Here is a 24643-nt window from a genome sequence, read left to right as displayed (position 1 = left end):
TCGAAAATAGTTAATTTATAAATCCCGGTTTTCATCTGGTTAGATATTTTTATGAAAATCATTATTGCTGCTAAGATTTAGTTGGCTTAACTTACTTTGTACCAAGACTTTTTAACTCCGAAAAAGAAAATACTTGTCTATTTTCTGAACCTTTTGAAGATTCTTGATGTATAGCTCTGGAAGATAAAACCCAAGGTCCTCCTTTGAATAAAGGTATGAAAGTATCTTTGTAAAAACTTTTTTCCTTTAAATCTTTTTTTGAAATTGGATCAAGATATTGACTGGAATAACTCTTGCTTAAGTAGCCATTACCAGTGTGAATGACATCCTCAGTGAGAATAATTATTAGATTCCCATGAATATGCCTATAAACCATTGTGACTACATCGTTTTTGACCCTATATTTGTCACCTTTGTTTTTCCCTCCAACTATAACTTCTAAGCCGATTTCATTTGTATCCCCAAAAGTAAAAGTATTTTTACCATGGATTTGTTCAAATGATCTTCTAACTCGATGAATGGCAACTTCCCAAAGTTGTGAGGAAATGGCTTTGTTTATTTCTTCATCATCTATATCGTAAACAGTAGCTTTTAAATCTTGTCCCAAGCAAAAGTTTCCTTCTACTTCTCTTTTTCCATCTGTCCATGAGCATCTTCCTTCATAACCTGAAAAATCTGATTCCCATGTGTACCTATTTTCATAGGCAGACTTAAATAGATGAGTACAATCTTCACATGCCATTTCGATCTTTAGCGCAAAACTTTATTTATTAATTATTTTAGTCAATTAAAAATATTAATAAACTAAAAAAATATATTTACGAAACACAAATTATTTATAATTATCTATAGCTATTGTAATAAGCAATAAACATAGATAGATAATTTTCCAAGATCTTATCTTTAATTCCATTTTTTTAAGGGTAATATTTTTTTGATAGTAGAGAATTCAAGATGGCAATCACAAAAAGGATCGTCTTCCTTGAAAAACTATTTTTATCTATTATTAATAGATCTTTTAAAAATTTGCAGATTATATTATACAAATCAACGCAAATCATTTGACCCAGGTAGGAATTAAAAAATTACTCGTTGTTTTTTGCTAAGGATTTTCTATTTTCTAGGTATGGAGCTCATCATTTTTATCGGGTTTTTCATCCCAGCCCCAACTTCTTTTAATTTGTTTTAGTGATCGACCAGTTTTTCTTTGTTGAGAACTTAAGGGGATCCAACTCCAATCAATTAAAAGAGTAGCAGCTACTCCAAAAAGGAAATGTCCTATTAATACTCCTACAACATCAATGATGGTGAGTGAATCTTGTCCAATCGAAGGGTCGTACAAATTCCTAATTGATTAAATTTTTTCAATTATAGTGATCCTTAATTGTTTCATAGAAAGTACAAGCAATCAGGTTTTGTTTTATATAGATTTTTCTAATGAACTTGATAATTTTTACTATTATGTTCGGTTGCCCACCATCAATACCAAACAATAGTTAGTTACATTCCTTTACATATTTAATCCATCACCAAATGACTCCTGAAGCAGAAAAGTTTAACGGTTGGGCAGCAATGCTTGGCTTCGTTGCAGCCTTTGGCGCATATGCAACAACCGGACAAATAATTCCAGGTATTTTCTAAAATTTTAATCATGCAACCATCTAACAAGACAATTTTGGAAAGAAGCATCGGCAGACCAGCAATGATGGCTTTCGTACTTCTAACAGGTATCTACCTAACGACTGGCCAACTTATTCCTGGAGTTGTGTAATGACTACTAAAAAAAATACCGCGAATAACATTGATCCTGAAAAGGTAACCGCAGAGAGGCTTAATGGGTATGCAGCGCTATTCGGTTGTATTGCTTTGATCGGTGCGTATGCAACAACTGGTCAAATTATTCCTGGTTTTGTATAACTCTAAAAAGTTATCCAAATCGATAACATATTATTGATGTTCACATATTTGGTTTCTAATCAGCAGTCATTGAAAATGGATACATTAGCTGGTTAATCTCAAAACATCTTTAAATTTTCAAAAAAGAAGCTCCTCTTCCTAGGGGGCTTTTTTTTATAGGGAATATCTAGCTTCGATTAACATAGGCTTCATAGAAAGATTCCTCTTGATTGGACAAAACTGTGAAAAGCTGGATTATGAAGATACTCAATATAAAGGGCGATTAAAAATGCACCACCTAAGCAACTACTTGCAAATATTGATCCAAAAATAAAAACTTGTTTTTTATTTACATTTGTATTTGTATTTACAAGTACAAATCTCTTTGATCTTGATACAGTCATTTAAGTTTTTTCAGTTACTTAATACCTAGCCATAACATGTCTTGATTATTTCCTGCTTAAGATTTTCTTTACGAAACCATGTCCTCTTGATAAATAGCATGGCAAGAAAATTCTTGAATATCTCCATTAGGTAAACGTTGAGCAAATCTGGGTTCATCCATTCTTAATCCATTTTTTTCATCTTTATAACTCCATAACCATTTCTTGTCTGTGAAAGATATTTCTCCGACCTTAAACGATACTGGGAGCATAAGGTTGATATCTCGCCAATTAAGAACTATGAATGCTCCTTCATCAATATTGGAAATATCATCTGTTATTGAGAAATCTCCATTTAAGTTGTTTCTGATGACGGCAGTTAATCTGTTCCCATCACAATCGAAACTTGGTGAAGGATTAAGAGTAATTAGTAAACTAAGGAAAAATGAAATAAAAATCATTCACTTAATAATGAGAGAATATTTCTGTGAAATCATATTATTTTTTTATTTGTCATCATAGTTGTTTTGTCTATGCAAAAGAACTTATTTGATACTTGATTAGCGCATAAATTCGAAAAAAAGGAATGATCAGGCCTTCAAATCAAAAACTCAACAGATACTCATACCAACCCTACAAAAATTAGTGGCAAATATATTGGGGAATTGCGCATTGAAGCAAAGCATTGCTTTTCAGGGAGTGTGATTAATACTGATGCACCCAAAGACCATGATGGCGAAGGAAAAAATTTTGCACTAACTGATTTGTTAGCATCTTCTTTGGGAACTTGTGTAATAACGATTATGGGTATTGAGACAAAACGTAGATGTTGGGAACTTAGAAATATTCAAATTGATTTTTATTAAATAATTACAAAAGATGGACTAAGAAAAATAAAGACCCTTACTTTAGACATCTAGATGCAATCTGCTATGGACGCTGAAAAGTATTAAATCCTTAGAAGAACAGCAAAAGATTGTCCCGCAAAGCGTAACCTAGAGAACTCTATTAAGATTAAGTTGGATTGGCATCAAATCAAAATTGAAAAAAAGTAGATATATTATTGTTTTTTAATTGTCTGATTATTAAATATCTCTTTAAGTGATTTCATTTAAGATTATTTAAACCGAGTAATAAACCTCCATTCAGACTAGTATTCAATAGAACAGCTTTTTCTTTAAAAGGAGACAAATGAAATAGAAAAGTTTTTGGTAAGATGAAGATTAGTAGAAGATATGCACCCAATTTTTGCTTGAATCACGAGATAAAAGGATTAAACCAAAAACCAAGAAAATGATTGTCAAAAGCAATAAATATGGGGCTAAAGTAAGAGGTATATTTTTATTTGAGATAACCTCAACTGTCCTTTCAAAATTTAATATCTTACCAGGAATTGCATAAATAAATATAGTTGATATTAAAATTCTTCCAATTAAATTTCTTGTTTGATCAAAGTCCATTTGATCAATATTAAGATAAAAAAATTAATGTTTAAGTTTTATATATTGTTATGTAATATTTATTTTGTTTTTGCGGATATTTCTCGATTCTTTAAATTTTGATTTTCAATTGTATTGCTTGTTTGCGTGAGCAATCAAAATTCAAATCTATTGCTATGTTATTTTTAGATTGCTTTACTTTTAATAATGACAAGGGATTTTGAGTCAGGTCAATCAATTTATAAGAAAGGTTCCTTTCATAATAAAATAGGAATGACATTACTTTGGATTTTTATATGCTTGGTCTTAATTCAAATTTTTATATTGATTCTTAGTTGAATTACATTTCCATAATTCTTTAATATTAGATGAAGTATAAATTTATATAATATTTATTTATTAATAAATTGAATTGAATTTCAATTTTCTAAGTTTTGCTTTAATTATGATTCTTCTCAAAATTACTAATGCATCAGATGTTGTTGCCTCTAAAGCAGGTAAATTATTTGAGAAAATGACTCCAGAAATGATTGATCAGAAATTAGTAGAAACCCAGGTTATTCAGCAGATGATTGATCAACTTCAACTAGAGGGATTGAAAGGGGAGATCTCTAGCGTGAAAGGGCTAGAGATTAGTGGCGATAATTTGATAACTAAGAGTAGTTTTAAAATCAGAACTACAAAAACCTTTTAGAAGAAACAAGTACTTACAAAATTTATATAAAAGCAAAAATAGCCGAAAAGCTAGATTTTGTAGATTAGCTAGTAAGTCTTTTGTGGATTTGTATTTTGCTTAAAGTTTTTAAGTTTTTCTTATAAAAACTTAATTATTTATTATTGAGAAGAGATTCGTTTTTATTGCTGAGGATTACTTAATCTTAGAGAATATGAATAGGGAAACGTTTTGGGTTTTGGTGCCCCAAAGATAAGCAAAGAAGAAGAGCGATTAAAAGCTCTTGCTGAATATAGAATTTTAGGTACTGAACCTGAACAATGTTATGACGACATAACGAAAATTGCTTCTTTGACTTGTGGCACTCCTATTTCTTTAATGAGTTTGGTCGATACAGATAAGCAATGGTTTAAATCAATGTGTGGGTTTGAGACGAAAGAAACATCAAGGGACGTTTCTTTTTGTGCTCATGCTATTGCTAGCCCTGAGCCATTGATTGTTGAGGATGCTTTGTTGGATGAGCGATTTAAATCAAACCCTTTGGTGGTTGAGGAACCAAAAATTCGTTTATATGCTGGGTTTCCATTGCAAACTCCTAATGATCAGCGAATAGGAACTCTCTGCGTGATTGATAGAAAGCCTGGACATTTGTCAGGTCAACAGCATCAAATTATGGAGGCATTGTCTAGACAGGTTGTTACTTTATTAGAACTTCGTAAAAGATCTATTCGTCTTCTTGATGCTCTTACCCAAATGCATAACACTGAGGGTATTTTAACAACATGTTCGTATTGTAAAGAGGTGAGGGATTCTGATGGCGAGTGGCAGCACTTAGAAAAATACCTTTCAAAAATTGCAGATATTCGTTTTAGTCATGGTATTTGCGATTTATGCATGGAGAAGCACTTCCCTGATGTATTAGAAGTTTGGAGTGATGGCAAACTTAATTTAAATAGTAAGAAAAAAAAGCCAGAATGCAAACAAAGTAGTTAGTTAACTAGAAAACAAGTTTTTTTGTTAGTAGCTACGTAAACTATTGATTAACATTTAACTCTTTTAAAGTTTATTTATCAAAAAAGATAAATATGATTGGTTTTATCGCGGCTATATCTGCAGTATTATCTTGGACTTTTGCGTGTTCTGTTTGGCGTAGAGAATCTAAAAACTTGCTACCTAGGCAAATCAATATTTATAAAAATGTTCTTGCTTCAATTTTCTTTTTACCAGTTGCCCTAACAATAAATTGGTTCTCTGATTTAACCTCTATATTTGTTTTGATGATAAGTGGAATAGTTGGTATTTCTATAGGGGATACCTTGTACATAAATTCATTGAAAATAATAGGGACTAGAAAAACTCTCTCATTTGAAGCACTAACACCAATAATTGCGACTACATTAGGAACATTGAGTATTAATGAGATATATCCTCAAAGAGTATGGATAGGATCTCTAATTGTATCTTTTTCTTTACTGATGATTGTACGTCAAAACACATTTCAAAAAGAGGAAGCTAGCGAAACAAATATTCTTGGGATTCTGTGTGCATTGGGTTCGGTCTTTTGTGCTGTTTTTGCAGCTTTATTATCAAGGATAATTTTAATCAGCTCTACATTAACTCCATTACAAACAACTGAAATAAGACTTTTATCAGCATCGATGTTTTTATTTTTTATTTTCAAAAAGGATTTTATTGAGCTTCTAACTAATAGATCAATAACTAAAAATAAGAATTCAAATTTAATTTTATCAACCTTACTTGGTACTAATTTTGGAATACTATTTCAACAAATAGTTTTTAAACTTTTGCCTATAGGTATTGGTTGGACTTTGTTATGTCTTTCTCCTATTTTTGCACTTTTTATTTCAAAGAGAGAGGGAGATGAAATAAATAAATTAACAATTTTTTATTCTTTTTTATCTTTTGTTGGAGTTGCTATCGTTTTAATTTAGACCTCAAAGTAATCATTCTCTTGCCAATACTCATCTGGATCATCTTCGACGTCGGGAGGCTCTTCAAGTTCTCCTGGCTTCTCACCTAGTAGTATAAGTAAACCTTCTAAATACCTCATTTCTGAAGGATTATCTGATTTATCAAGGCGATCTTTTACTTTTTGTTCAACTTCAGGATCCCCTCTTTCAACAGCTTTTGTTAGTAAATAAAGAGGATCTTTTTTGGGGTCTATTTCTTCCATTTTGATTAGAAACTATTTATGTAAGTGACATACAATGTTTCATATATTCAAGATAAACTTCTATCAGTAGCACCTGGATAGGAAAGAGTATTTTGATCGAGATTAATTTCTGAGAACCTTTTAGGTTCCCAAAATAAATCTCTTGTAATTAAAAAACGAATATCTTTTTCTTTTAAAAATTTTTCATTAACAAGCTCTTGCAGTGCTTTTATCGGTATCTCTCCCCATTTGCTGGAATTAGTTAACCAATTATCCATTTCCCAAGCAGGTTCAGAATTTATTATTTGAAATCCAAAGGCTTTTTCTCTGTCTTCTGATATCTCTGAAATGTACCAGTCACCTACAATTCCATATAGGTGACAATAAATTAAATCATCAACCGAACCAATAGTTTCGCCTGAAATGGACTTAATCAATTTAGCTGTTGACTCTGGAACGAGAACAAGTGGGTTTTGGTTTTGTTCGGACAAAATAAGATATCCCTATAATCCCTTTCTTAAAGGATTTTATACTTAATTATATTTTTTAAAAAGTACATTTAGTTCTTTTAATTTCTTATGTAATAAACTTCCTTATATTTAACCTTCTTGGTCAGATTCTGTCGCTTTGAATGCTTGCAAGGCCATATTTATATGGGCTCCCATAGCCCCAAAGGCTATAAGAGATTTAGGACTTCTGTTTTCAGTTAAAACTTTTTGTTCCTTGCTGATCATTAGGAGTAACTTTTGACTTGATTCTGTCCAGGTTTCAAGCAAATCAATCAATTCTTGACTTTCCTTCGATTTGTTTTTTTCAGAGGTATCAAATGAAGATATATCTTTTCTGGCTCTTATTAAAAAGTCATTTAATTCCTTATGACTAATAGCATTTTGTGAGAACTTGTCGTTGTTCAACTTATAAATATTATGTAATATGTTTAAACTATCATGAGGAAATTCTCCCCCAAGGGTGGATCTCCGACCAAATCTATTTGTCTTGGAAAAAATAGATCATTGAGCATCTCTATATTTTTTGACTAGTTCTTTAAAATGGTTACCTCTTTCTTCGAAGTTTTGATATTGATCAAAACTTGCACAGGCTGGAGATAATAATATGCTTTTGGAAGCTGTTTCCCTGGCTAAATTAATAGAGGCTATTGTGGCCTCTTCTAGATTGTGTTTGAGAATGACTTCTCCTTTATAAGAGGAATCTAATAATGCTTCCTGTAAGTTTTTGGCACTAAGTCCAAATAAAACCACTCCGTTGGTAGATTGTTTTATTTGTTTTAACCACGGTAGATGATCTCCTTTCTTTTGTATGCCGCCAGCTAATAAAATTATTGGGGAGGGAATGGATTTTAAACCAGTTATTGAAGAGTCGAAATTAGTAGCTTTGCTGTCATTGTAAAAACTTAAATTATTCGCAATTCCTAAATATTCTAATCTATGGGGTACCGCTCTAAATGAATTTATGGCTGTAGCTATTGATGAATGATCAAGACCTATTTCTCTTGCTGCTGCTGTTACGAGTAAAAGGTTTTGCAAGTTATGTTTGCCGGGTAATTTAAGTATCGAGTTGTGAAATAGTTGTTTGTGTTCTTCATAAATATAACCTTTTTGATCGATCCAGAATCTTGGATGATGATTATAGGATGATCTTTCCTCTATCCCAACCCATATTCCTTGAGGTAATTCTTTTCTTTTCCTAGATAAAGATTTATCATCGGAGTTATAAATTCGAATGGATGATTTTTCTAATAAACTTCGCTTGATTTTGAAATAAGTTTCTATGTCACCATGTCTTTCTAAATGGTCAGGCGTAAATGTTGTCCATATGCCGATGGTCGGTTCTACTTTTGGAGAACCTTCAATTTGATAACTACTCAATTCTAAAACTAGCCAGTTCAAATATTGTTGATGATTTTTTATACTTTCTAAGGCGATTTTAGATAATGCCTTTCCAATATTGCCTCCCATATCAGTATTTAAACCATTTGATTTTAGAACATAATTAAGCATATTTGTTACGGTGGTTTTGCCATTGGTGCCAGTAATAGCGATTGTAGGAACATGATTCAATCTTTCCCAAGCCATATCTACCTCACCTTGAATATTGATATTTTTGCTTCTTAATTCTTTTAGAACTTTATGTTCCCATTCTATCCCTGGACTTACAATTATAGTATCAATTTTACCTATCCAGGGCGTGAAATTATTAATATTAAGTTGTTCGTCGAGTAAGATAACACTGATTCCTTCTGATTCTAGTTGATTAGATATACTTATTAATTTTTCATTTGTATTATTTTCTAATACTAAGACTTCCTTGCCTTCTGATTTAAGTAGCTTTGCTGCACTTATACCAGATTTGCCCAGCCCGAGGACAATATGTATTTGATTTGATAGTGTTTGTTTTGACAACTTAATTTGGATTTGAATGTAAATAGGTTTTTCTATTGGTAACTAGCTTAAGACGAATCTTCTTGCATAAAAATTTGACTACTCTCTAATATAAAATATTTTTTTGTTTGCATTATTTTCATCCTTAAACAAAGATATTTACTTATTTTTGCTAAAATGCTTACTGTCCTAAAGGTAAAAAATTAATAATAAATCTTGCAGCTTGATTTTTATAAGATTAAAGAATCATTAATACTTCTGGCTTTATTCTTTAAAAGTTGTTTTGATGCAGAGGAATTTGCTTCTGTTTAATGCCTGCAAACATAGATGGCGTGGAAATGTTAAAACTAAAAGAAAAACAAGAATCAACTAATCGTGAGTATTCCTTAATTGGTGGAGGTGAGCAGAGTGAGAGCGAGCTTACATGGATTAAGCTTCATCAAATGTTTGATAAGTAAAAATTTTAAGTCTTTTCTATTACTTTTATTTATTCAAATATCCAAATGACCAAAATTTGATTAATGGGCGATACTGGAATCGAACCAGTGACTCCTACCGTGTCAAGGTAGTGCTCTACCTCTGAGCTAATCGCCCTTGCGAATCGATTTGGAACTCAATCGCTAAGTTCCTAAATGAAGTTAGCAGGCAATAGGTCCTAATAATCATTGCCTTAGTAATTTAATTCTCCAGCGTTCCTTTTTTGTTTTATCTATATCTAGGATTTTAAGTGAACCTTTATGCTCCAAGTGGATTAGGTCTCCAATTTTTAACGATTTGCTGGGCTGATTATTTGGCGTCCAGTTAAGTCGCAGGCAGCCTTTCTTAATTTGAGTCGTTATTTTTGATCTTGATAAACCAAATCCTGCAGAGGCTATTGCGTCTATTCTTTTAGAGGCCTCAACTGTATTAATTATTTTTTCTGCTCTCTTAAAAGGGATCTCCATATCGTTGAGATCTAACGCTTCGATTGCTATTTCGACTTCTCTTAATTTGCCAATTTTTTGATGAATTAAATCTGCACACATCTGCGAGCAAATGGCTTGGGCACCTCTATCTCTAATTAACCAAATGTCTCCAATTGCTCCTTCTTCTACTCCAAGCTCATGCAAGGTATCTCTAAAATCATTTTGCTTTGCTCTATCGAATAGGAAATTTCCTTTTAGATAAATACCTTTTATGGGAATATTTGAAGAGGGAAAGTTGATTTCTTGTTCAGATCTTATGAAACATATTCTTTTACGTTCTGAACCAGGGAATCCCCCCTCAAAAAAGAGGGTTATATCACTTAAATTCTTGAATTTGTTTTTAACTTCCTCCATTAATTGTGCTGAAACGAAAGGAGACCAAATAGGTTTTCTCTCGTTTAGTGCCTTTTCTGCATAATCAAGTAAAATCTCTAGCTCTTCGCAAAAATTGCTATTTAATAGAATCTTTTGTTTCGGAAGATACATGAAAAGAGAATAAATTTCTCGTTTTATTTTTGAATATTCTAAACCTTTCTTTTAAATGAATGCTTGATTTTGATAAATATAATACTAAATCTAGGGGTTGAAGCTGTTAAAGTTTTATCCTTTGTTTAAATATTATTTAAGTTAGAATTAATCTTTGCCTATAGTTATAATTTCTAAGCTATCTATTTCTTTTAGAATTCCCCAAGGTGGTTCTATCTCTAATGGTAACTCAAGAATTAACAGCCAAGAACCTCCTTCGCTTTTTTTTCTAATAGCTCTTAAATCATCATTTGTTTCTTGGCTAATTCCCCCAGCCGAAAAAAAACTTCCAAGGGCTCCTGAAATCATTCCTACTATGCCTCCTAAGAGCTTCTCTAATTGATTTGGGAACCCCATATCTGCGAATGTTTTAAGATCTGTCATCTGAGAAAAGCTTAGACCTGCAATAAAACCAAAGGGAATCAACCATGATGCCAAAGTTTTTTGGCGATCCTTTCGAGCAAGAGTCGGATTGAGCAACTTAATATTGTTAAAGTTTGATTTATTGGCAAAAACTTCTTCAGATTTGTCTAGATTTGGCTCCTCATCCTTAGATTGTTTAGCCAATGGTTCTACAAGATCGCAATTAAGGATAGGTGTTTGAGACTCTCTCAATTTGAGAAGTAACTCTTTTACTGGTTCCTTTTCTTTCGAGATGATTACGAATGTGGACACTAATTAGCTCCTTGAAATGTTTGGATATTCAATCCTGCTCAACATAATTCTGGCCAGCAGCAAATAGATCACTAAAGTTCAGATCGGCACGTTTATCGCCTTTAATGACGAAAGTTCTTGTTTCTGATCCAATTGATCAAGCAGGTATAGATATTCTTACTCAGGTTGCTCAGGTTGACCAAAAAGTAGGTCTTTCGATAGATGAGTTAAAGAATATTATTAGTGATTATGACGGTTTAATGATCCGTTCAGGAACTCAAGTTACCTCAGATGTGATTGCTGAGGCTAAGAAATTAAGAATCATTGGTAGGGCTGGAGTTGGGGTTGATAATGTTGATGTTCCAAGTGCTACTAAAAAGGGTGTCTTAGTTGTAAATTCTCCTGGTGGAAACACGATTGCAGCAGCAGAGCATGCTTTGGCAATGATTCTTTCATTATCTAGAAATATTCCTCAAGCTCATTCAAGTATGTTTTCTGGAGGTTGGGATCGCAAAAAATATGTAGGGAATGAGCTTTATAAGAAAACTTTAGGAGTAGTTGGACTTGGCAAGATTGGATCTCATGTGGCAAAGGTCGCGAATGCAATGGGTATGGAAGTCATAGGATTTGATCCTTTCGTTTCAACTGAAAGAGCTCAGCAAATGCAGGTTCGATTAAGTGATATTGAAGATTTGTTCAAGCAATCTGATTATGTAACCCTTCATCTTCCAAGGACACCTGATACGGAGAATTTAGTTGATATAGACCTTTTGAGAAAAATGAAACCAACTGCAAGATTGGTGAATTGTGCAAGGGGCGGAATTATTAATGAAAATGATTTAGCAAATGCATTAGTAGAAAATGTCATACAAGGTGCTGCAATCGATGTATATGCAAAAGAACCTTTAGCTGAGGACTCCCCTCTTCGCGCTGTGAAAAAAGGCTTGGTACTTACTCCTCATCTAGGTGCTTCAACTGTTGAGGCACAACAAAATGTAGCTATTGATGTTGCGGAACAAATTAGAGATGTTCTTTTGGGTTTACCTGCACGCAGCGCGGTAAATATTCCTGGCCTAAGCGCAGAGATAATGGATAGTCTTAAACCACATTTAAAACTTGCGGAGACATTAGGATTATTAGTTAGTCAAATTTCAGGGGGACAGATTCAAAAATTAGAAGTTCGTTTGCAGGGAGAATTCGCTCAACATCCATCTCAGCCGCTAGTTATTGCTACTTTGAAGGGATTACTTACTAGTGCATTGGGAGATAAAATTAATTATGTAAACGCTTCATTGGAAGCAAAAGCACGCGGTATTGATGTCGTTGAAATTAAGGATGAATTGAGCCCAGAGTTTGCTCGAGGCTCTTTACAGTTGGATAGCTTTAGCGATAAAGGTGGACATAGCGTTTCTGGTACTGTTTTTGGTGATGGTGATCTCGGTATTACAAGTATTGATGAGTACCCGATAAATTTTGTGCCAAGTAGACATATGCTTTTTACGAGGCATAGGGACATGCCTGGAATTATTGGTCAGATAGGTTCACTTCTTGGAAAATACAATGTTAATATCGCCTCAATGCAAGTAGGGAGAAGGATCGTTCGAGGGGAGGCGGTAATGGTTTTAAGTATCGATGACCCAATTCCATCTGAGTTGCTTGGCTCTATTCTTGCAATGCAAGGAATAAACGAAGCTCATTCTGTGACTTTATAATTTGCTAGTTGAAAAAAATACAGAGTTGCAAATTTCTCAAGTTATTTGGTTGAGATTGGAACAGGAAATTGCAGTTGAGCTAGAAGATTCTGTTTATTGGCTTTTAAGCAAACTAGATATTTATACATTCTCTTTTGAGCATGATCCATCGAACAATTCCACTAAAAAACTATTTATATGGCTTCCTTTGAATGAATGGTTGGTTCAAGATCAGGAGATCTTAGCTCAATCATTAATCTCATTGGCAAAACCTTTTGACTTGAATTTGCCTGCATGTAAATGGGTAGAAATGAAAGATGAAGATTGGAGTTTAAGTTGGAAAAAAAACTGGAAACCTGATCCGGTAGGACAATCAATCTTAATTTTACCTGCATGGTTAGACGTCCCTGAGCAATTCCTAGAACGAAAAATTATTCGTTTAGATCCAGGAAGTGCTTTTGGAACTGGTAGCCATCCCTCGACGCGATTATGCCTTGAATTCTTGGACAATAATCCTCCAGTAGGTCAAATAATTGCTGATGTGGGCTGTGGTAGTGGAATATTGTCTTTAGCTGCATTGAAATTAGCAGCACAGACTACCTTCTCTGTTGATACCGATTCTCTAGCAATATCCGCCACTAAAATTAATTCTGATTTAAATCATTTCCCTGGAAACCTCTTAAATGTTTTCCTTGGTTCTATTGGAGAAGTCGAGGCGAATATGCCCGAAAAAAAAATTGATTTAATTCTCTGCAATATCCTTGCGCCTGTAATAAAATCGCTTGGTCCGAGTTTCGAAAAAATTATCAGTAGTAAAGGTAAACTCGTTCTATCTGGTTTGTTGGTTAAGCAAATTAAAGAACTTAGAGAATTCTTTCTGTCAATTGGTTGGCAAGTTCTTGAAATCAAGACTAAGGGAAAATGGGCCTTACTGGTGTTGAGGCAAGATTTACCTTAAATTAAATAAATTCAAAATTGCCATAATAACTTCATGACTTCTTTTGAGATCACTTTGTTTAATGAGTTTCGTGGCGTTTAATAAATGATCGAAATGCTTATGAAAAATATATTCTTGTGGCAGCCTTCAAACAAAATATTATGCTTCCTTACTTCTTTCGATCAAGAGCATATTGGACTTGTGAAATTAAATTTGAAAATGATAGTTTATCTAGAGAATTAAAATTTCTGGACGATGTTCAAAATAGAAAGGTTTATATTTTTGATTTGCCTTCAATATTGGGCTTTAGATTAAATAATTAGAACTGACGCCTAAGAGTAATTGTGTGGATATTAATTTTTTCACAAGATTTTTATCGTTTTGCTTGCCAATTCTCTCCTCTCTCGCCAAGCTCTTGTTTATGTGCTCATGAGCGCAAATTAATTATTTAGGAATTAATTGATTTCAGAAGTTTTGCCAACTGATACAGTCCAAGATCTTTTAGATCATGGTTCTATTCACTCAAGTATTGGTGGTCAATTTAGTTACAGGGTTTTAGGCCCTTGTTGTCGTCTATATGACCGTGAAGAATTACCTTGGCCTTGTTGCAGGCTTTCATGGAAAGGTAGGGAGCCCAGCTGGAAAAGAGTTGGGAAAAGATTGGTACCTGATATCGCAGCACAAAAATGCCCATCTTATTCCGTTGAGATTATTCAACCAGGTGAAAAATCTAAAATCACAATTTTGACATCATATTCTGAACGATTAGATTCAAATCTCGAGGAATGGTGGTACAGCAAACGTCCTCGATCAAGAGATAGTTCAAATATTTCCCCTAAAGCAGCATTAGTCTAGAAATATTCAAGTTATTTTGGATTTAAAGTGATGAAGATATGAAGCATTTCATGTATGAGTTCATGCCATTTTTGAAATTTGAAGGATAATTATAAGTAATTAAATTTCAACACAGGGATGAACTTCGACTATCACGCTGTTGCTTCTGCTGCCACCGCTGCTATTCCATTGGCTGCTGGAGCTGCTGGGGTTGGCTATTTTATATTGCGCCAAAAAGGATTTGGCTTTGGCACCTCGCATTTGCTAGTTGGCCTGCCAATGTTTGCAGTTGGCGGAGCTGCAGCTGCCTTCTTTCTAATAACAAAGTGAAAAAATTAGTTTTTAACCAATAAAAAAGGGGCCATTGGCCCCTTTTTTATTGGTTGTTAAATTTTGAATAAATTTAAGTACCTGGGTTGAAACCTTTACCTTTTGTCGCAGGAACATATCCTGCGGCAGTAGTACTACAACCAAGACTTTCGGCTGTGCTACCAGTAGCTACTTCACAAAGTTTTTTCTGTTGACTTCTATCTAATACAGCATCAGTAAAGTCAGCACCATCAATGGTTACACCATCAAAAACACTCTTAAGCAATTCTGCACCAGTAAGATTTACGTTTGTGAGGTTCGCATTATCAAACCTTGTAGCATAAGCAATAACATTGGTCATGTTTGCGCCTGTTAGATCAGAGTTCTTCAAAGTTGAGACACTGAAATAAGCCCCAGTGAAATTCGCCCCACCAAGATCTTTTCCTGATAAGTCGTATTTTACATACTCAGTATTTTGTAAGTCCTTACCAGCCAAGCTTGGATCTAAGCTATCCACTGAAGAAGGATCGCTGGGATACAGGGCACTTACAGAAAGAGGACTAATAATGAGACTTACAAGCACAGGTATCAAGACAAATAGTCTTGTAAGGGACCGTTTAAGGGAAGAAATAAGAGAATCCATTAATAACGCCAGCGATTAAAGAAGCACCAAACTCGACTATTGTTTCATGTAGAGGCATTTCATAGGCAAGGGATCAAGAACTGTTGCAGCGTTTCTTTATATCAATTTGCAAAAAGTCTTTTGCCAACTGAGTATTTGGAAAAATTGCTTTTGCTTCATTAAGCAAATCATTAGGACTTGTTTCATTCCCAGGGGTATATCTCGGGCTCAAATGAGTCAAAATCAATTGATTTACTTTCGCTTTTGCAGCAATTTGAGCTGCCATGCTTGCAGTTGAATGTCCACGTTCATAAGCCATGTCAGTTTCTTTATGAGAATAAGTTGATTCATGGACTAGGAGGTCGGCTTCTCTAGAAATCTCAATAGCTGATTCTGTGTAAACAGTATCTGTGCAATAAACGATGCTAACTCCAGGCCTAGCTGGGCCGCAGAATTCTTTTCCATAAAAAATGCGACCATCATCCAATTTAACTTCTTCCCCGCGCTGAAGAGCAGCGTATACGGGGCCAGGAGGGATCTTTTTTGATTTTGCTTTATCTATATTGAATTTACCTGGTCTAGGCTTCTGGTTCACCCTGTAAGCAAAAGATGGGATTCGATGCTTGAGTGGAGCAACTTTTACTTCTAAATCGGAATCTTCAAATAAAATTTCTTTTTGAAAAGCAAAATTTTCTACTTTATGGAATTTTAAAGAGTAAGCCAATCTGCTGGAACTGTTATACAAGCAAGCATCAATAAAATTTTTAAGAGGTGCTGGTCCATAAAGCTCAATGCCAGAGCTGCTTCCAGCTAACCCAATACTTGCTAAAAGTCCTGGGAGGCCATACACATGATCACCATGCATATGAGTTATGAATATTTTTTTTATTTGAGATAACTTAAGCTTGCTTCTTATGAATTGATGTTGTGTACCCTCACCACAATCAAACAACCACAAATCTGATCTTTGTGGAGGCTTTAGTACCATCGCTGATACGTTTCTGGTTAGGGTTGGAACTCCTGAGCTTGTTCCAAGAAAAGTTACTTGCAAGTTTCTCCTCTTTAATACATGGTGCCATTCATAGCTTTGACCACTGGTAGATCTTCTATCTTATAGGCAGAATTAGTATCTAAATTCAATTTTTATTGTGAGCACGTCACCTAAAAGTAGTAAGGGATGGGCCATGATTTTTCTGGCTATATTTTTCATCTCTCCATTAAAGGTAATCGCTGCTAAAGATCCAGTAATACGAGTCTTAATTGGACAAGAAAAAAAGGTAAGATTTAGAGCAGATGGGGGTAAATCATTTTTTGTTAAAGGAATTTCTTCTAAACAAAAATCTATTAAATCTATAAATATTATTTACGATAATGGCAAAGTTAACTACTATATTAACAATAATAAAAATTCTTGGTTTGAATTACCTAAGAACTTTAATTTAATAATCAAAAATAATGATGATAGAGGCATTTGGTATAAAAATAGAAGATATGCGGGAGACTTAAGAATTGCTTTAAATGATCAGAATTTGCAAATAATAAATTCTTTAAACTTAGAGAAATATTTAAAAAGTGTTGTCGGTAGTGAAATGCCTAAAGAATTTCCACTTGCGGCACTTCAAGCTCAAGCAATAGCAGCTAGGACTTATGCTTTAAAACTTTTAGATAAGAATGAATACTTTGATATTCATTCAACTCAAGCAAGTCAAGTTTATTTAGGACTTGAAGCTGAAACAGCAAAAATAAATAGAGCTGTCAAAAGCACAAGATCACTTGCTTTGTTTTATAAAAATAAACTTATAGAGGCAGTTTTTCATAGTAGCTCTGGTGGGAGGACTGAGAATAGTGGAACGGTTTGGAAGTATCAATTACCTTATTTAAAAAGTGTTATTGACTATGATCAAAACGGTGAAAAGTATAGATGGAGTAATAAATTTAGTTCGGGAGAGTTAGACAAGATCTTTCCTGATTTGGGTGGGGTTAACAGTATACAAATTCTTAATAAAAGCAATACTGATAGAGTCTTGAAAATCAAACTTTATGGATTGAATGGAAATAAAAATATCTCTGGGAAAAAATTAAGAGAAAAATTACAATTACTTAGTACTAAATTTGAGGTTTATTTAAAATATAAACAAAGTAATTTAGATAATAAATTTTATATTGATAATAAAGTTTTTAATGATATGGCACCTCTACCTTTACCGGAAATTCCAAAAGATTATTTCTTATTAGTGAGAGGTTATGGCGCTGGGCATGGGGTAGGAATGAGCCAATGGGGTGCTAAAGCTATGGCTGAAAGAGGATCAAGTTTTCGTAAAATCCTTAAACATTATTATACGGGAGTACAAATCAAAACCTATTAGATAAATATTATTAGCTATACATTAATATTATAAGTTTTATTTTTTATGAGTTTAACCAATTGCATGAAAAACAACCTTAGGCTTAATTGCATAACTTTCATCTAAAACAGCTATCCCAAGGATTTTATTTTCTATATCCAATACTAATATATTATTAATACTGCTACCTATTTCAATTTCTTTGTTCTTAGGTAACTTTAAACGTTTTATGTTATTTTGAAAACTTATCTTTCTTCCTGTGCGCCAACTAAGAATCTCTTCTTCAGAAATTAATTTAAAAGAAGAAAGATGTTCAAAAAAAATAGTAGGGTTAAGCACCTTAGGTTTATTTTTTTCTGTATAAAATTTTGATTTCTCAGGAAGTAGTACTGAGTGATTCTCATCAAAATTATAGGCTTTGGTTCGTCGTAACTTTTTCAAATGACCACCGCATCCGATTTTATCTCCAATATCTCTAGCCAAGGATCTAATGTACGTCCCAGTTGAGCAGTCGACGTCAACGAATAATTCACCTTTACTTTGTGACCAGCTTATTAAATTTAATTTGTTTATGGTTACTTTTTTAGGTGTTAAATCAAATTTTTCTCCTTTTCTTGCTTTCTTATAAGCTCTCTCTCCTTTAATATGAACACTAGAGAAAATAGGAGGCTTTTGTAATATCTCGCCTCTGAAATTGTCTAGTAGAGAATTTATTTCATTTTTGCTAATTAATGGCCAAATCTTTGATTCTATAATTTCTCCTTGCATATCATCAGTATTCGTAGTGGTCCCCAACTGTATGATTCCTGTATATGCTTTAGAGCCTTCTAAATAAGGGATTAATCTTGTCGCGTCGCCTATTGCTATTGGTAGTACACCAGTAACTGAGGGATCTAGGGTTCCACTATGTCCAATTTTTTTGATGTCAAATACTTTTCGAAGTCTATTCACGCAATCATGAGAAGTAAGCCCAGCAGGCTTATCAATCACAACAAATCCAAAAGGCTTTTCCAAAATTAATATTGAAGGTTGAAGCTCACGTAAAAAGATTGTTCAAGTAACCCTGAACATTTAAAGTTATAACTCAGTGTGTTAAGTGAGCCAAATAATATGACCAATTTAGATCTCAGTATTTCCTGCTTCCTTAAAGATGGCTTTAATTTAAAAAAACACCTTATTGATTTCCTTCATCTAAATACTTATCAATTAGATCAAAGGTTAATTAACGGTGTGCATGATTTGGCGGCTCTGCATCCAGGAGCGTTTACTGAGAAAAATGCAGGTGATTTTTATGAGGCAGAAGTTGGAGATGCTCATTTAATAGATCTTGCATCTTGGCATTTAAATAGTTCAAATTACATAGCTGATACTCTTCGTTTACAACAAAAATTTGCTTCTGGAAAAGTTTTGGATTTTGGTGGTGGTATTGGAACGCATGCTCTGGCTGCATCATTTTTGACAGATGTTGAACATGTTTGGTTTGTTGATCTCAATCCTCAAAATCGTAGTTTTGTGGAATATAGATCTAAGGAATTGGGTGTAGAAAATAAGATTTCAGTTTTTAGAGATTTAGAAAGCATTTCTGATGTAATTTTTGATTCTCTTATTTGTTTGGATGTCTTAGAACATCTTCCAGATCCAGCAAAACAATTGAGAATATTTTTGGAAAAACTTTCTCCCAAAGGGATAGCTCTAATGAATTGGTATTTTTACAAAGGAAAAAACGGAGAATATCCTTTCCATTTTGATGATCCTATTCTTATTGAGAATTTCTTTTCTACCTTACAATTAAACTTCTTAGAAGTGTTCCATCCTTTTTTAATTACTACTCGAGCTTATAAACCTTTAAAAAAATAAACTAAACAGCTTTAGCAGTGGAGATATTTATTCTTTTTCTATTCCTTAAGCCTCTTCGGATACTTTCAAAATGAACTGAACCATCAGCTAGGGCGAAAAGAGTATCATCTTTTCCTCTGCCTACATTAATTCCTGGAAGAATAGATGTACCTCTTTGGCGAATGAGAATTGACCCCGCAGTTACTTTTTCACCACCATAAGCTTTTACACCAAGTCTTTTGGAGTTTGAGTCTCTCCCATTCCTTGTTGATCCAGTACCTTTCTTATGAGCCATGATTTATGTAATCTTTTAGTTTTAATTTCTAAGATTCTACTTTAGCAGTTGTAGTTTTGGTGTCTTTTGTCTCTTTAGATTTTTTGGTTTTTGATCCTACCGATATTGATTGAACTAAAACTCTTGTTAGTTCTTGACGATGTCCATTTTTTCTTCTTGTCTTTTTCTTTGGTCTCATTTTATAAACTATTATTTTTGGACCTCTTCTATGCTCTAAGACTTTAATTTCTACTTTCGCATCTTTTACATAAGGTTTCCCAAGCTTTAAATCTTTACCATCATTAAGAAGAAGTACTTTCTCAAGAGTCAAAACATCATTAACTTCTGCATGGTATCTGTCTAAATCGTAATAACGGTTGGGTTGAAGCCAAAATTGTTTTCCTGAGGCTTCAACTATCGCGTAAGTTTTATCTTGTGGAGTGGTCTTTGTGGGATTTGATTTTTTATCAGCCATGATTATTTGGTGACACGTTAAGGCTCGAAATAAAATAAAAGGGTTTCCTTCTTTTAATCGATTAAGCCTTAATCGTAATCGAAAAACAAGGTAACATTCTGGCTTTTTGTTGGTTATTTAGTCAAGATCTAAGTAGGGCAAATGTTCTATTGATTTTTAAGAGGTTTTTAAATGAGTGCAAGAAAGACATATATCCTTAAGCTCTATGTGGCAGGGAATACTCCAAACTCTATGAGGGCTTTGAACACTTTGAGAGAAATCTTAGAAAGTGAATTTAAAGGTGTCTATGCTCTTAAGGTTATTGATGTTTTAAAAAGTCCTCAATTAGCCGAGGAAGATAAAATCCTTGCAACGCCAACTTTATCTAAGATATTACCCCCACCTGTACGAAGAATCATTGGCGACCTCTCAGATAGAGAAAAGGTGCTAATTGGATTGGATCTTTTGTATGATGAACTTTCAGATCAGGAAATGTTTTACTCTTCTGATAAATAATTTAGCTAATCAAACAAGAAGTAAATGAATTCTTAAGCCCAACCGATAACTAAGCAATTCTTGGTGTTTGTTGATTATGTTTTACACATAACAGCTTTAAGCGTTCTTCAATAAAAAATTCGATCAAACATGCATGTACAAAAACTCCCCACTGGGATCGAGGGCTTTGATGACATTTGTCATGGTGGGTTGCCTAATGCACGCAGCACTTTAGTTAGCGGAACATCAGGGACTGGTAAAACAGTTTTTTCTCTTCAATATCTTCATCATGGAATATGTAATTTTGATGAACCTGGGATTTTTGTTACTTTTGAAGAATCACCTCTAGATATTGTTCGAAATGCCGCAAGTTTTGGTTGGGATTTACAAGAATTAATTGACCAAAATAAACTTTTTATTTTAGATGCATCTCCAGACCCAGAAGGACAAGATGTGGCTGGAAGTTTTGATTTATCTGGGTTAATTGAAAGGATTAGTTATGCCATTAGAAAGTTTAAAGCTAAGAGAGTTGCTATAGATTCAATGACAGCAGTTTTTCAACAATATGACGCTATTTATGTTGTTAGAAGAGAGATTTTTCGACTAATAGCAAGACTAAAAGAAATAGGAGTGACTACTGTTATGACCACTGAAAGAATAGATGAATATGGCCCAATTGCTAGATATGGAGTTGAAGAATTTGTTTCTGACAATGTTGTGATTTTAAGAAATGTTTTAGAAGCCGAGAAGAGGAGACGAACTGTAGAAATTTTGAAATTAAGAGGAACTACTCATATGAAGGGTGAATTCCCTTTCACAATGGGTCCCCAAGGGATAGTTGCATTTCCTTTAGGTGCGATGAGATTGACTCAAAGGTCATCAAATATTCGCATAAGTTCTGGGGTCCCTGATTTGGATGAAATGTGTGGAGGAGGATATTTCCAAGATTCAATTATTCTTGCAACTGGTGCGACTGGTACTGGGAAAACTATGTTGGTCTCTAAGTTTGTTGAAGATGCGTATAAACATAAAGAACGAACAATCCTTTTTGCATATGAAGAATCAAGAGCTCAACTTCTAAGGAATGCAACTAGTTGGGGGATTGATTTTGAAAAAATGGAAGCTGATGGATTATTGAAGATTATTTGTGCTTATCCAGAATCAACTGGATTGGAAGATCATCTGCAAATTATCAAATCGGAGATTACTGATTATAAACCTTCTAGGATGGCAATCGATTCACTATCTGCATTGGCAAGAGGTGTAAGCTTAAATGCATTTAGACAGTTCGTTATTGGAGTAACTGGTTATGCAAAACAAGAAGAAATAGCAGGATTTTTTACTAATACCGCAGAAGAATTTATGGGAAGCCACTCGATTACTGATTCCCATATTTCGACGATAACTGATACTATTTTGCTTTTACAGTATGTAGAAATAAGAGGGGAAATGGCAAGAGCAATAAATGTTTTTAAGATGCGGGGATCATGGCATGACAAAAGAATACGTGAATATATTATTACTAATGAAGGCCCTGAGATTAAAGATTCATTCTCTAATTTTGAACAAATTTTTAGTGGAGCCCCTCATCGAATTAATCCTGAAGAGCAAATTCCTGGTGTTTTTAAAACTATTGAAACGAAAGAAGAGTGATTTCTATTTTATTAAAGACTTGTCATTTTCAATTTCCCAATTTTTCCTTGCAGATTTAAGTAATAACTGATCAGAATCCGAATCTTCAAGAGGGAGCTCAAACCAGAAAGTCGTTCCTGTATTTGGTTCACTAGCCATTCTTATTTCACTCCCATGTTTGTCTACGATACCTTTGACAATCGAAAGCCCTAATCCAGTCCCTATTTCAGTATGAACTGAATCCTCAACTCTGTAAAAACGTTCAAATATTCTTTGTTGATCTATTTCAGAAATACCACATCCTGTATCAGACACTTCAACTCTTATTTTGGGCATTGGCGATAATATCTCACAATGTGGAGCCTTATTATCTTGATCAACTGGGGAAGCAACGCATATGTCGGGCCATGTGTATGCCTTTAAATTTATTGTTCCTCCTTCTTCGCTAAATTTGAGAGCATTTCCAACAAGGTTGTCTAAAACTTGAAGAATCATATCCCAATTTCCTAAAACAAATGCTAAATTATTTTCAACATTTAATAAGAGCTTAACATTTTTATCTTCGGCATTAAGTTTATAGTTCCTCAGGGTTTGTTCCATAGCTTCTTTTATACTTAGTGCTTCTAATTGGATAGTTCTTCCAGACTCCAGTTTGGATAAGTCAAGAACATCATTGACCAAACGAGTAAGTCTATCTGTTTCTGAATTTGCAACACCCAGAAACTCTTTTTGCTCATCTTTTGTAAGTTGTTCACCTAAGTCATACAATGTCTCTACATAGCTTTTTATATTAAATAATGGCGTTCTTAATTCATGCGAAACGTTACTGATGAATCTTTTTTGAGCTGCGTTCAGTTGAACTTCCCTAGTGAGATCTTGAACGGTAACAGCGATACCTTTGATATTTTCGCCTGTTGTGTCTCTAACAGACTTTAATACTATACGAAGTGTTCTTGGGGGTTCGTCAAGATTGCAGCGCAAATCATCGCTGTCTCCAAAATTATTTAAAAGAGAAGTTATTGGAGTTTCGAGCTCTTTAGCGAGGGAATCAGGAAGTTGATTTAACAATTTTTGACCTTCAAGATTTCTACCTTCCCACCGAAATAGTCTTCTAGCAGTTGGATTTACTAAAACAATATTTCCTTGTTCATCAATCAGAAGTGCTCCATCTGCCATGGTGGCTATTAAAGACTGTTGCTTAACTTGAGCAGCTTTTAATTCTTCAATATTTGCTGCATCATAGTCCTCTAATCTTGAGGCCATTGCATTAAACCCATTTAAGAGTTCTCCAAGTTCTCCACTCATAGGTAGATCTACTCTTGATTTGAAATTACCTTTAGCAATCTCTCTAACTCCAATAACCAATTCTTTGATGGGACGAGTAATTGTTAGAGCATTAAATACTGCGCCAATTATTACTAAAACCCAAATAGAAATAAACACAGCAACGGTAATTTCTCTTGTTAATGCTGCAGTGGCAAGAGCTTTTTTATTTGGTGTTACTCCAAGAGCTAATGTGCCAAGGTATTCACCTTTCCAAAGCATTGGAACAAAAACATCAGTTACTTGACCTTGAGGAGTTGAATGTTGTCTGACTAGTGGGAATTGAGGTTGTTTTTTTAATTCACTTGGGAGTTTAAGTTTTCTAGTGAGTTGTAAGGCACCCTCCTCTTCGGATTCCGTGGTCGTTGCGCTGACCGGAATACCCAGTTTCACTAAGCCATCAGGGTCAGTGAAGAAAATGTACCTTAAATTTCTGCTTGAACGCCAAAACTTCTCTGCTACGTTGAAAAGTTCTCTTGTTTGATTTTTTGCTACTAATTCTGTGACGTTCCCAGATAATAATAATCCTAAATCTCTGGCATATCTTGTATCGTTCATGCCTGCATCTTTTTGTATACTACTTAAAGCAAAGAACGTAATAAGTGTCATTATAAAACTAACTACTAGTGTTCCAAATGCTAATAATTTTGATCTTAGATTAAATCTTGACCACCATAAATATATTTTTTCTAATATGTTTAATTCATTTTGAAAACTATCGTCTTTTGACGAAGAAAAGGAATTATTTTGTTTTAAATTTGAATTATTCATTTAATCTCAATTA

Annotated in this window: 33 protein-coding genes and 1 tRNA gene; 16 read left to right on the top strand and 18 right to left on the bottom strand. The window is 33.9% G+C overall.

Features of this window, described 5'->3' with window-relative positions; all coding sequences use genetic code 11:
* Positions 1-91: 91 nt before the first annotated feature.
* Complete coding sequence (locus AC6EIY_RS05730; protein ID WP_498508106.1) at positions 92-742, bottom strand: DUF3386 domain-containing protein; 651 nt, start codon at positions 740-742, stop codon at positions 92-94.
* Positions 743-1120: 378 nt separating this feature from the next.
* Positions 1121-1342 carry a hypothetical protein gene (locus AC6EIY_RS05725; RefSeq protein ID WP_498508105.1) on the bottom strand — a complete coding sequence of 74 codons (222 nt, stop codon included), beginning with the start codon at positions 1340-1342 and terminating at the stop codon, positions 1121-1123.
* A 191-nt stretch (positions 1343-1533) separates the two neighbouring features.
* Between AC6EIY_RS05725 and AC6EIY_RS05720 the strand changes: the two genes are divergently transcribed.
* From AC6EIY_RS05720 to AC6EIY_RS05710, 3 genes are read left to right on the top strand one after another with little or no spacing between them, the layout of a single operon-like run.
* Positions 1534-1641, top strand: coding sequence for a high light inducible protein (locus AC6EIY_RS05720; RefSeq protein ID WP_011125327.1), 108 nt, complete (start codon positions 1534-1536; stop codon positions 1639-1641).
* A 10-nt stretch (positions 1642-1651) separates the two neighbouring features.
* Positions 1652-1771, top strand: coding sequence for a high light inducible protein (locus AC6EIY_RS05715; protein ID WP_011294968.1), 120 nt, complete (start codon positions 1652-1654; stop codon positions 1769-1771).
* Complete coding sequence (locus AC6EIY_RS05710) at positions 1771-1917, top strand: high light inducible protein (protein WP_498508104.1); 147 nt, start codon at positions 1771-1773, stop codon at positions 1915-1917. The genes AC6EIY_RS05715 and AC6EIY_RS05710 overlap by 1 nt, the downstream gene beginning before the upstream one ends.
* A gap of 188 nt (positions 1918-2105) precedes the next feature.
* On the opposite strand, the gene AC6EIY_RS05705 is transcribed toward AC6EIY_RS05710, so the two are convergent.
* Together AC6EIY_RS05705 and AC6EIY_RS05700 are read right to left on the bottom strand one after the other, a co-directional pair.
* Positions 2106-2300, bottom strand: a complete 195-nt coding sequence (locus tag AC6EIY_RS05705) for a hypothetical protein (protein ID WP_498508103.1) — start codon at positions 2298-2300, stop codon at positions 2106-2108.
* A gap of 68 nt (positions 2301-2368) precedes the next feature.
* A complete protein-coding gene (locus tag AC6EIY_RS05700) occupies positions 2369-2740 on the bottom strand; it encodes a DUF8671 domain-containing protein (RefSeq protein WP_498508102.1) in 372 nt (123 codons plus the stop codon).
* 240 nt (positions 2741-2980) lie between these two features.
* On the opposite strand from AC6EIY_RS05700, the gene AC6EIY_RS05695 reads away from it, so the two are divergent.
* Positions 2981-3145: an OsmC family protein gene (locus AC6EIY_RS05695; RefSeq protein WP_498508101.1), complete on the top strand. Its 165-nt coding sequence runs from the start codon at positions 2981-2983 to the stop codon at positions 3143-3145.
* 357 nt (positions 3146-3502) lie between these two features.
* On the opposite strand, the gene AC6EIY_RS05690 is transcribed toward AC6EIY_RS05695, so the two are convergent.
* Positions 3503-3739 carry a DoxX family membrane protein gene (locus tag AC6EIY_RS05690; protein ID WP_498508100.1) on the bottom strand — a complete coding sequence of 79 codons (237 nt, stop codon included), beginning with the start codon at positions 3737-3739 and terminating at the stop codon, positions 3503-3505.
* A 424-nt stretch (positions 3740-4163) separates the two neighbouring features.
* Here AC6EIY_RS05690 and AC6EIY_RS05685 point away from each other — a divergent pair, with 424 nt between their 5' ends.
* The 3 genes from AC6EIY_RS05685 to AC6EIY_RS05675 all read left to right on the top strand — a co-directional run bounded on the left by AC6EIY_RS05685 (position 4164) and on the right by AC6EIY_RS05675 (position 6343).
* Complete coding sequence (locus AC6EIY_RS05685) at positions 4164-4412, top strand: DUF8653 family protein (protein ID WP_498508099.1); 249 nt, start codon at positions 4164-4166, stop codon at positions 4410-4412.
* 210 nt (positions 4413-4622) lie between these two features.
* Entirely contained in the window at positions 4623-5384 is a 762-nt protein-coding gene (locus AC6EIY_RS05680; protein ID WP_498508098.1) for a GAF domain-containing protein, read from the top strand.
* 92 nt (positions 5385-5476) lie between these two features.
* On the top strand, positions 5477-6343 hold the full coding sequence (locus tag AC6EIY_RS05675) for an EamA family transporter (protein WP_498508097.1): 867 nt from the start codon (positions 5477-5479) through the stop codon (positions 6341-6343).
* On the opposite strand, the gene AC6EIY_RS05670 is transcribed toward AC6EIY_RS05675, so the two are convergent.
* The 4 genes from AC6EIY_RS05670 to murD all read right to left on the bottom strand — a co-directional run bounded on the left by AC6EIY_RS05670 (position 6340) and on the right by murD (position 8984).
* On the bottom strand, positions 6340-6585 hold the full coding sequence (locus tag AC6EIY_RS05670; RefSeq protein WP_498508095.1) for a hypothetical protein: 246 nt from the start codon (positions 6583-6585) through the stop codon (positions 6340-6342). The two genes, AC6EIY_RS05675 and AC6EIY_RS05670, sit on opposite strands and share 4 nt — an antisense overlap.
* A 47-nt stretch (positions 6586-6632) precedes the next feature.
* Complete coding sequence (locus AC6EIY_RS05665; protein WP_498508093.1) at positions 6633-7055, bottom strand: hypothetical protein; 423 nt, start codon at positions 7053-7055, stop codon at positions 6633-6635.
* Positions 7056-7163: 108 nt separating this feature from the next.
* Complete coding sequence (locus AC6EIY_RS05660; RefSeq protein WP_498508091.1) at positions 7164-7478, bottom strand: MATH domain-containing protein; 315 nt, start codon at positions 7476-7478, stop codon at positions 7164-7166.
* A 96-nt stretch (positions 7479-7574) separates the two neighbouring features.
* On the bottom strand, positions 7575-8984 hold the full coding sequence (gene murD / locus AC6EIY_RS05655) for a UDP-N-acetylmuramoyl-L-alanine--D-glutamate ligase (RefSeq protein WP_498508089.1): 1410 nt from the start codon (positions 8982-8984) through the stop codon (positions 7575-7577).
* Positions 8985-9274: 290 nt separating this feature from the next.
* On the opposite strand from murD, the gene AC6EIY_RS05650 reads away from it, so the two are divergent.
* Complete coding sequence (locus AC6EIY_RS05650) at positions 9275-9421, top strand: hypothetical protein (RefSeq protein WP_498508087.1); 147 nt, start codon at positions 9275-9277, stop codon at positions 9419-9421.
* A gap of 64 nt (positions 9422-9485) precedes the next feature.
* Here the strand turns inward: AC6EIY_RS05650 and AC6EIY_RS05645 are convergent.
* The 3 genes from AC6EIY_RS05645 to AC6EIY_RS05635 form a co-directional block, all read right to left on the bottom strand.
* Positions 9486-9557 (bottom strand) — tRNA-Val (locus AC6EIY_RS05645).
* 68 nt (positions 9558-9625) lie between these two features.
* Positions 9626-10414: a photosystem II electron transport protein, Sll1252 family gene (locus AC6EIY_RS05640; protein ID WP_498508085.1), complete on the bottom strand. Its 789-nt coding sequence runs from the start codon at positions 10412-10414 to the stop codon at positions 9626-9628.
* Positions 10415-10561: 147 nt separating this feature from the next.
* Complete coding sequence (locus AC6EIY_RS05635; protein WP_498508083.1) at positions 10562-11128, bottom strand: hypothetical protein; 567 nt, start codon at positions 11126-11128, stop codon at positions 10562-10564.
* A 104-nt stretch (positions 11129-11232) separates the two neighbouring features.
* On the opposite strand from AC6EIY_RS05635, the gene serA reads away from it, so the two are divergent.
* The 4 genes from serA to AC6EIY_RS05615 all read left to right on the top strand — a co-directional run bounded on the left by serA (position 11233) and on the right by AC6EIY_RS05615 (position 14899).
* Positions 11233-12819, top strand: a complete 1587-nt coding sequence (gene serA, locus AC6EIY_RS05630) for a phosphoglycerate dehydrogenase (RefSeq protein WP_498508081.1) — start codon at positions 11233-11235, stop codon at positions 12817-12819.
* A gap of 1 nt (position 12820) precedes the next feature.
* On the top strand, positions 12821-13756 hold the full coding sequence (gene prmA / locus AC6EIY_RS05625; protein ID WP_498508078.1) for a 50S ribosomal protein L11 methyltransferase: 936 nt from the start codon (positions 12821-12823) through the stop codon (positions 13754-13756).
* Between the two features lie 438 nt (positions 13757-14194).
* Positions 14195-14590: a DUF8632 family protein gene (locus AC6EIY_RS05620; protein ID WP_498508076.1), complete on the top strand. Its 396-nt coding sequence runs from the start codon at positions 14195-14197 to the stop codon at positions 14588-14590.
* A 117-nt stretch (positions 14591-14707) separates the two neighbouring features.
* Positions 14708-14899, top strand: a complete 192-nt coding sequence (locus tag AC6EIY_RS05615; protein WP_158467090.1) for a hypothetical protein — start codon at positions 14708-14710, stop codon at positions 14897-14899.
* Positions 14900-14972: 73 nt separating this feature from the next.
* On the opposite strand, the gene AC6EIY_RS05610 is transcribed toward AC6EIY_RS05615, so the two are convergent.
* Together AC6EIY_RS05610 and AC6EIY_RS05605 are read right to left on the bottom strand one after the other, a co-directional pair.
* The gene (locus AC6EIY_RS05610) at positions 14973-15521 is read right to left on the bottom strand and encodes a pentapeptide repeat-containing protein (protein WP_498508074.1); all 549 of its coding nucleotides are present in this window, start codon (positions 15519-15521) and stop codon (positions 14973-14975) included.
* A gap of 73 nt (positions 15522-15594) precedes the next feature.
* On the bottom strand, positions 15595-16551 hold the full coding sequence (locus AC6EIY_RS05605) for a ribonuclease Z (protein WP_498508072.1): 957 nt from the start codon (positions 16549-16551) through the stop codon (positions 15595-15597).
* A gap of 97 nt (positions 16552-16648) precedes the next feature.
* Between AC6EIY_RS05605 and AC6EIY_RS05600 the strand changes: the two genes are divergently transcribed.
* Complete coding sequence (locus tag AC6EIY_RS05600) at positions 16649-17866, top strand: SpoIID/LytB domain-containing protein (protein WP_498508070.1); 1218 nt, start codon at positions 16649-16651, stop codon at positions 17864-17866.
* 51 nt (positions 17867-17917) lie between these two features.
* Here the strand turns inward: AC6EIY_RS05600 and truB are convergent, their stop codons facing one another.
* The gene (gene truB / locus AC6EIY_RS05595; RefSeq protein WP_498508068.1) at positions 17918-18859 is read right to left on the bottom strand and encodes a tRNA pseudouridine(55) synthase TruB; all 942 of its coding nucleotides are present in this window, start codon (positions 18857-18859) and stop codon (positions 17918-17920) included.
* A 96-nt stretch (positions 18860-18955) separates the two neighbouring features.
* Here truB and AC6EIY_RS05590 point away from each other — a divergent pair, with 96 nt between their 5' ends.
* A complete protein-coding gene (locus tag AC6EIY_RS05590; RefSeq protein WP_498508066.1) occupies positions 18956-19702 on the top strand; it encodes a class I SAM-dependent methyltransferase in 747 nt (248 codons plus the stop codon).
* A gap of 1 nt (position 19703) precedes the next feature.
* Here the strand turns inward: AC6EIY_RS05590 and rpmA are convergent, their stop codons facing one another.
* On the bottom strand, positions 19704-19976 hold the full coding sequence (rpmA, locus tag AC6EIY_RS05585; protein ID WP_498463401.1) for a 50S ribosomal protein L27: 273 nt from the start codon (positions 19974-19976) through the stop codon (positions 19704-19706).
* A gap of 28 nt (positions 19977-20004) precedes the next feature.
* On the bottom strand, positions 20005-20430 hold the full coding sequence (gene rplU, locus AC6EIY_RS05580) for a 50S ribosomal protein L21 (protein ID WP_498508064.1): 426 nt from the start codon (positions 20428-20430) through the stop codon (positions 20005-20007).
* A 171-nt stretch (positions 20431-20601) separates the two neighbouring features.
* Here rplU and kaiB point away from each other — a divergent pair, with 171 nt between their 5' ends.
* Positions 20602-20925 (top strand): circadian clock protein KaiB, encoded by a 324-nt coding sequence (gene kaiB / locus AC6EIY_RS05575; protein WP_498463399.1) that lies wholly within the window; start codon positions 20602-20604, stop codon positions 20923-20925.
* 129 nt (positions 20926-21054) lie between these two features.
* Positions 21055-22557 carry a circadian clock protein KaiC gene (kaiC, locus tag AC6EIY_RS05570; RefSeq protein ID WP_498508062.1) on the top strand — a complete coding sequence of 501 codons (1503 nt, stop codon included), beginning with the start codon at positions 21055-21057 and terminating at the stop codon, positions 22555-22557.
* Between the two features lie 3 nt (positions 22558-22560).
* On the opposite strand, the gene AC6EIY_RS05565 is transcribed toward kaiC, so the two are convergent.
* Positions 22561-24630 (bottom strand): HAMP domain-containing sensor histidine kinase, encoded by a 2070-nt coding sequence (locus tag AC6EIY_RS05565; RefSeq protein WP_498508061.1) that lies wholly within the window; start codon positions 24628-24630, stop codon positions 22561-22563.
* Positions 24631-24643 lie beyond the last annotated feature (13 nt).

Source organism: Prochlorococcus sp. MIT2304 (assembly GCF_059772405.1).
Note: the sequence above shows the minus strand (reverse complement) of the source record. Positions and strands in the feature narration are given on the sequence as shown.

Excerpts from the sequence above, each read along its gene's own strand:
- AC6EIY_RS05730 (WP_498508106.1), bottom strand. The coding sequence starts at position 742 with ATGGCATGTGAAGATTGTACTCATCTATTTAAGTCTGCCTATGAAAAT.
- AC6EIY_RS05720 (WP_011125327.1), top strand. The coding sequence starts at position 1,534 with ATGACTCCTGAAGCAGAAAAGTTTAACGGTTGGGCAGCAATGCTTGGC.
- AC6EIY_RS05715 (WP_011294968.1), top strand. The coding sequence starts at position 1,652 with ATGCAACCATCTAACAAGACAATTTTGGAAAGAAGCATCGGCAGACCA.
- AC6EIY_RS05710 (WP_498508104.1), top strand. The coding sequence starts at position 1,771 with ATGACTACTAAAAAAAATACCGCGAATAACATTGATCCTGAAAAGGTA.
- AC6EIY_RS05705 (WP_498508103.1), bottom strand. The coding sequence starts at position 2,300 with ATGACTGTATCAAGATCAAAGAGATTTGTACTTGTAAATACAAATACA.
- AC6EIY_RS05700 (WP_498508102.1), bottom strand. The coding sequence starts at position 2,740 with ATGATTTTTATTTCATTTTTCCTTAGTTTACTAATTACTCTTAATCCT.
- AC6EIY_RS05690 (WP_498508100.1), bottom strand. The coding sequence starts at position 3,739 with ATGGACTTTGATCAAACAAGAAATTTAATTGGAAGAATTTTAATATCA.
- AC6EIY_RS05685 (WP_498508099.1), top strand. The coding sequence starts at position 4,164 with ATGATTCTTCTCAAAATTACTAATGCATCAGATGTTGTTGCCTCTAAA.
- AC6EIY_RS05675 (WP_498508097.1), top strand. The coding sequence starts at position 5,477 with ATGATTGGTTTTATCGCGGCTATATCTGCAGTATTATCTTGGACTTTT.
- AC6EIY_RS05670 (WP_498508095.1), bottom strand. The coding sequence starts at position 6,585 with ATGGAAGAAATAGACCCCAAAAAAGATCCTCTTTATTTACTAACAAAA.
- AC6EIY_RS05650 (WP_498508087.1), top strand. The coding sequence starts at position 9,275 with ATGCCTGCAAACATAGATGGCGTGGAAATGTTAAAACTAAAAGAAAAA.
- AC6EIY_RS05640 (WP_498508085.1), bottom strand. The coding sequence starts at position 10,414 with ATGTATCTTCCGAAACAAAAGATTCTATTAAATAGCAATTTTTGCGAA.
- serA (WP_498508081.1), top strand. The coding sequence starts at position 11,233 with ATGACGAAAGTTCTTGTTTCTGATCCAATTGATCAAGCAGGTATAGAT.
- AC6EIY_RS05615 (WP_158467090.1), top strand. The coding sequence starts at position 14,708 with ATGAACTTCGACTATCACGCTGTTGCTTCTGCTGCCACCGCTGCTATT.
- AC6EIY_RS05610 (WP_498508074.1), bottom strand. The coding sequence starts at position 15,521 with ATGGATTCTCTTATTTCTTCCCTTAAACGGTCCCTTACAAGACTATTT.
- AC6EIY_RS05590 (WP_498508066.1), top strand. The coding sequence starts at position 18,956 with ATGACCAATTTAGATCTCAGTATTTCCTGCTTCCTTAAAGATGGCTTT.
- rpmA (WP_498463401.1), bottom strand. The coding sequence starts at position 19,976 with ATGGCTCATAAGAAAGGTACTGGATCAACAAGGAATGGGAGAGACTCA.
- rplU (WP_498508064.1), bottom strand. The coding sequence starts at position 20,430 with ATGGCTGATAAAAAATCAAATCCCACAAAGACCACTCCACAAGATAAA.
- kaiB (WP_498463399.1), top strand. The coding sequence starts at position 20,602 with ATGAGTGCAAGAAAGACATATATCCTTAAGCTCTATGTGGCAGGGAAT.
- kaiC (WP_498508062.1), top strand. The coding sequence starts at position 21,055 with ATGCATGTACAAAAACTCCCCACTGGGATCGAGGGCTTTGATGACATT.
- AC6EIY_RS05565 (WP_498508061.1), bottom strand. The coding sequence starts at position 24,630 with ATGAATAATTCAAATTTAAAACAAAATAATTCCTTTTCTTCGTCAAAA.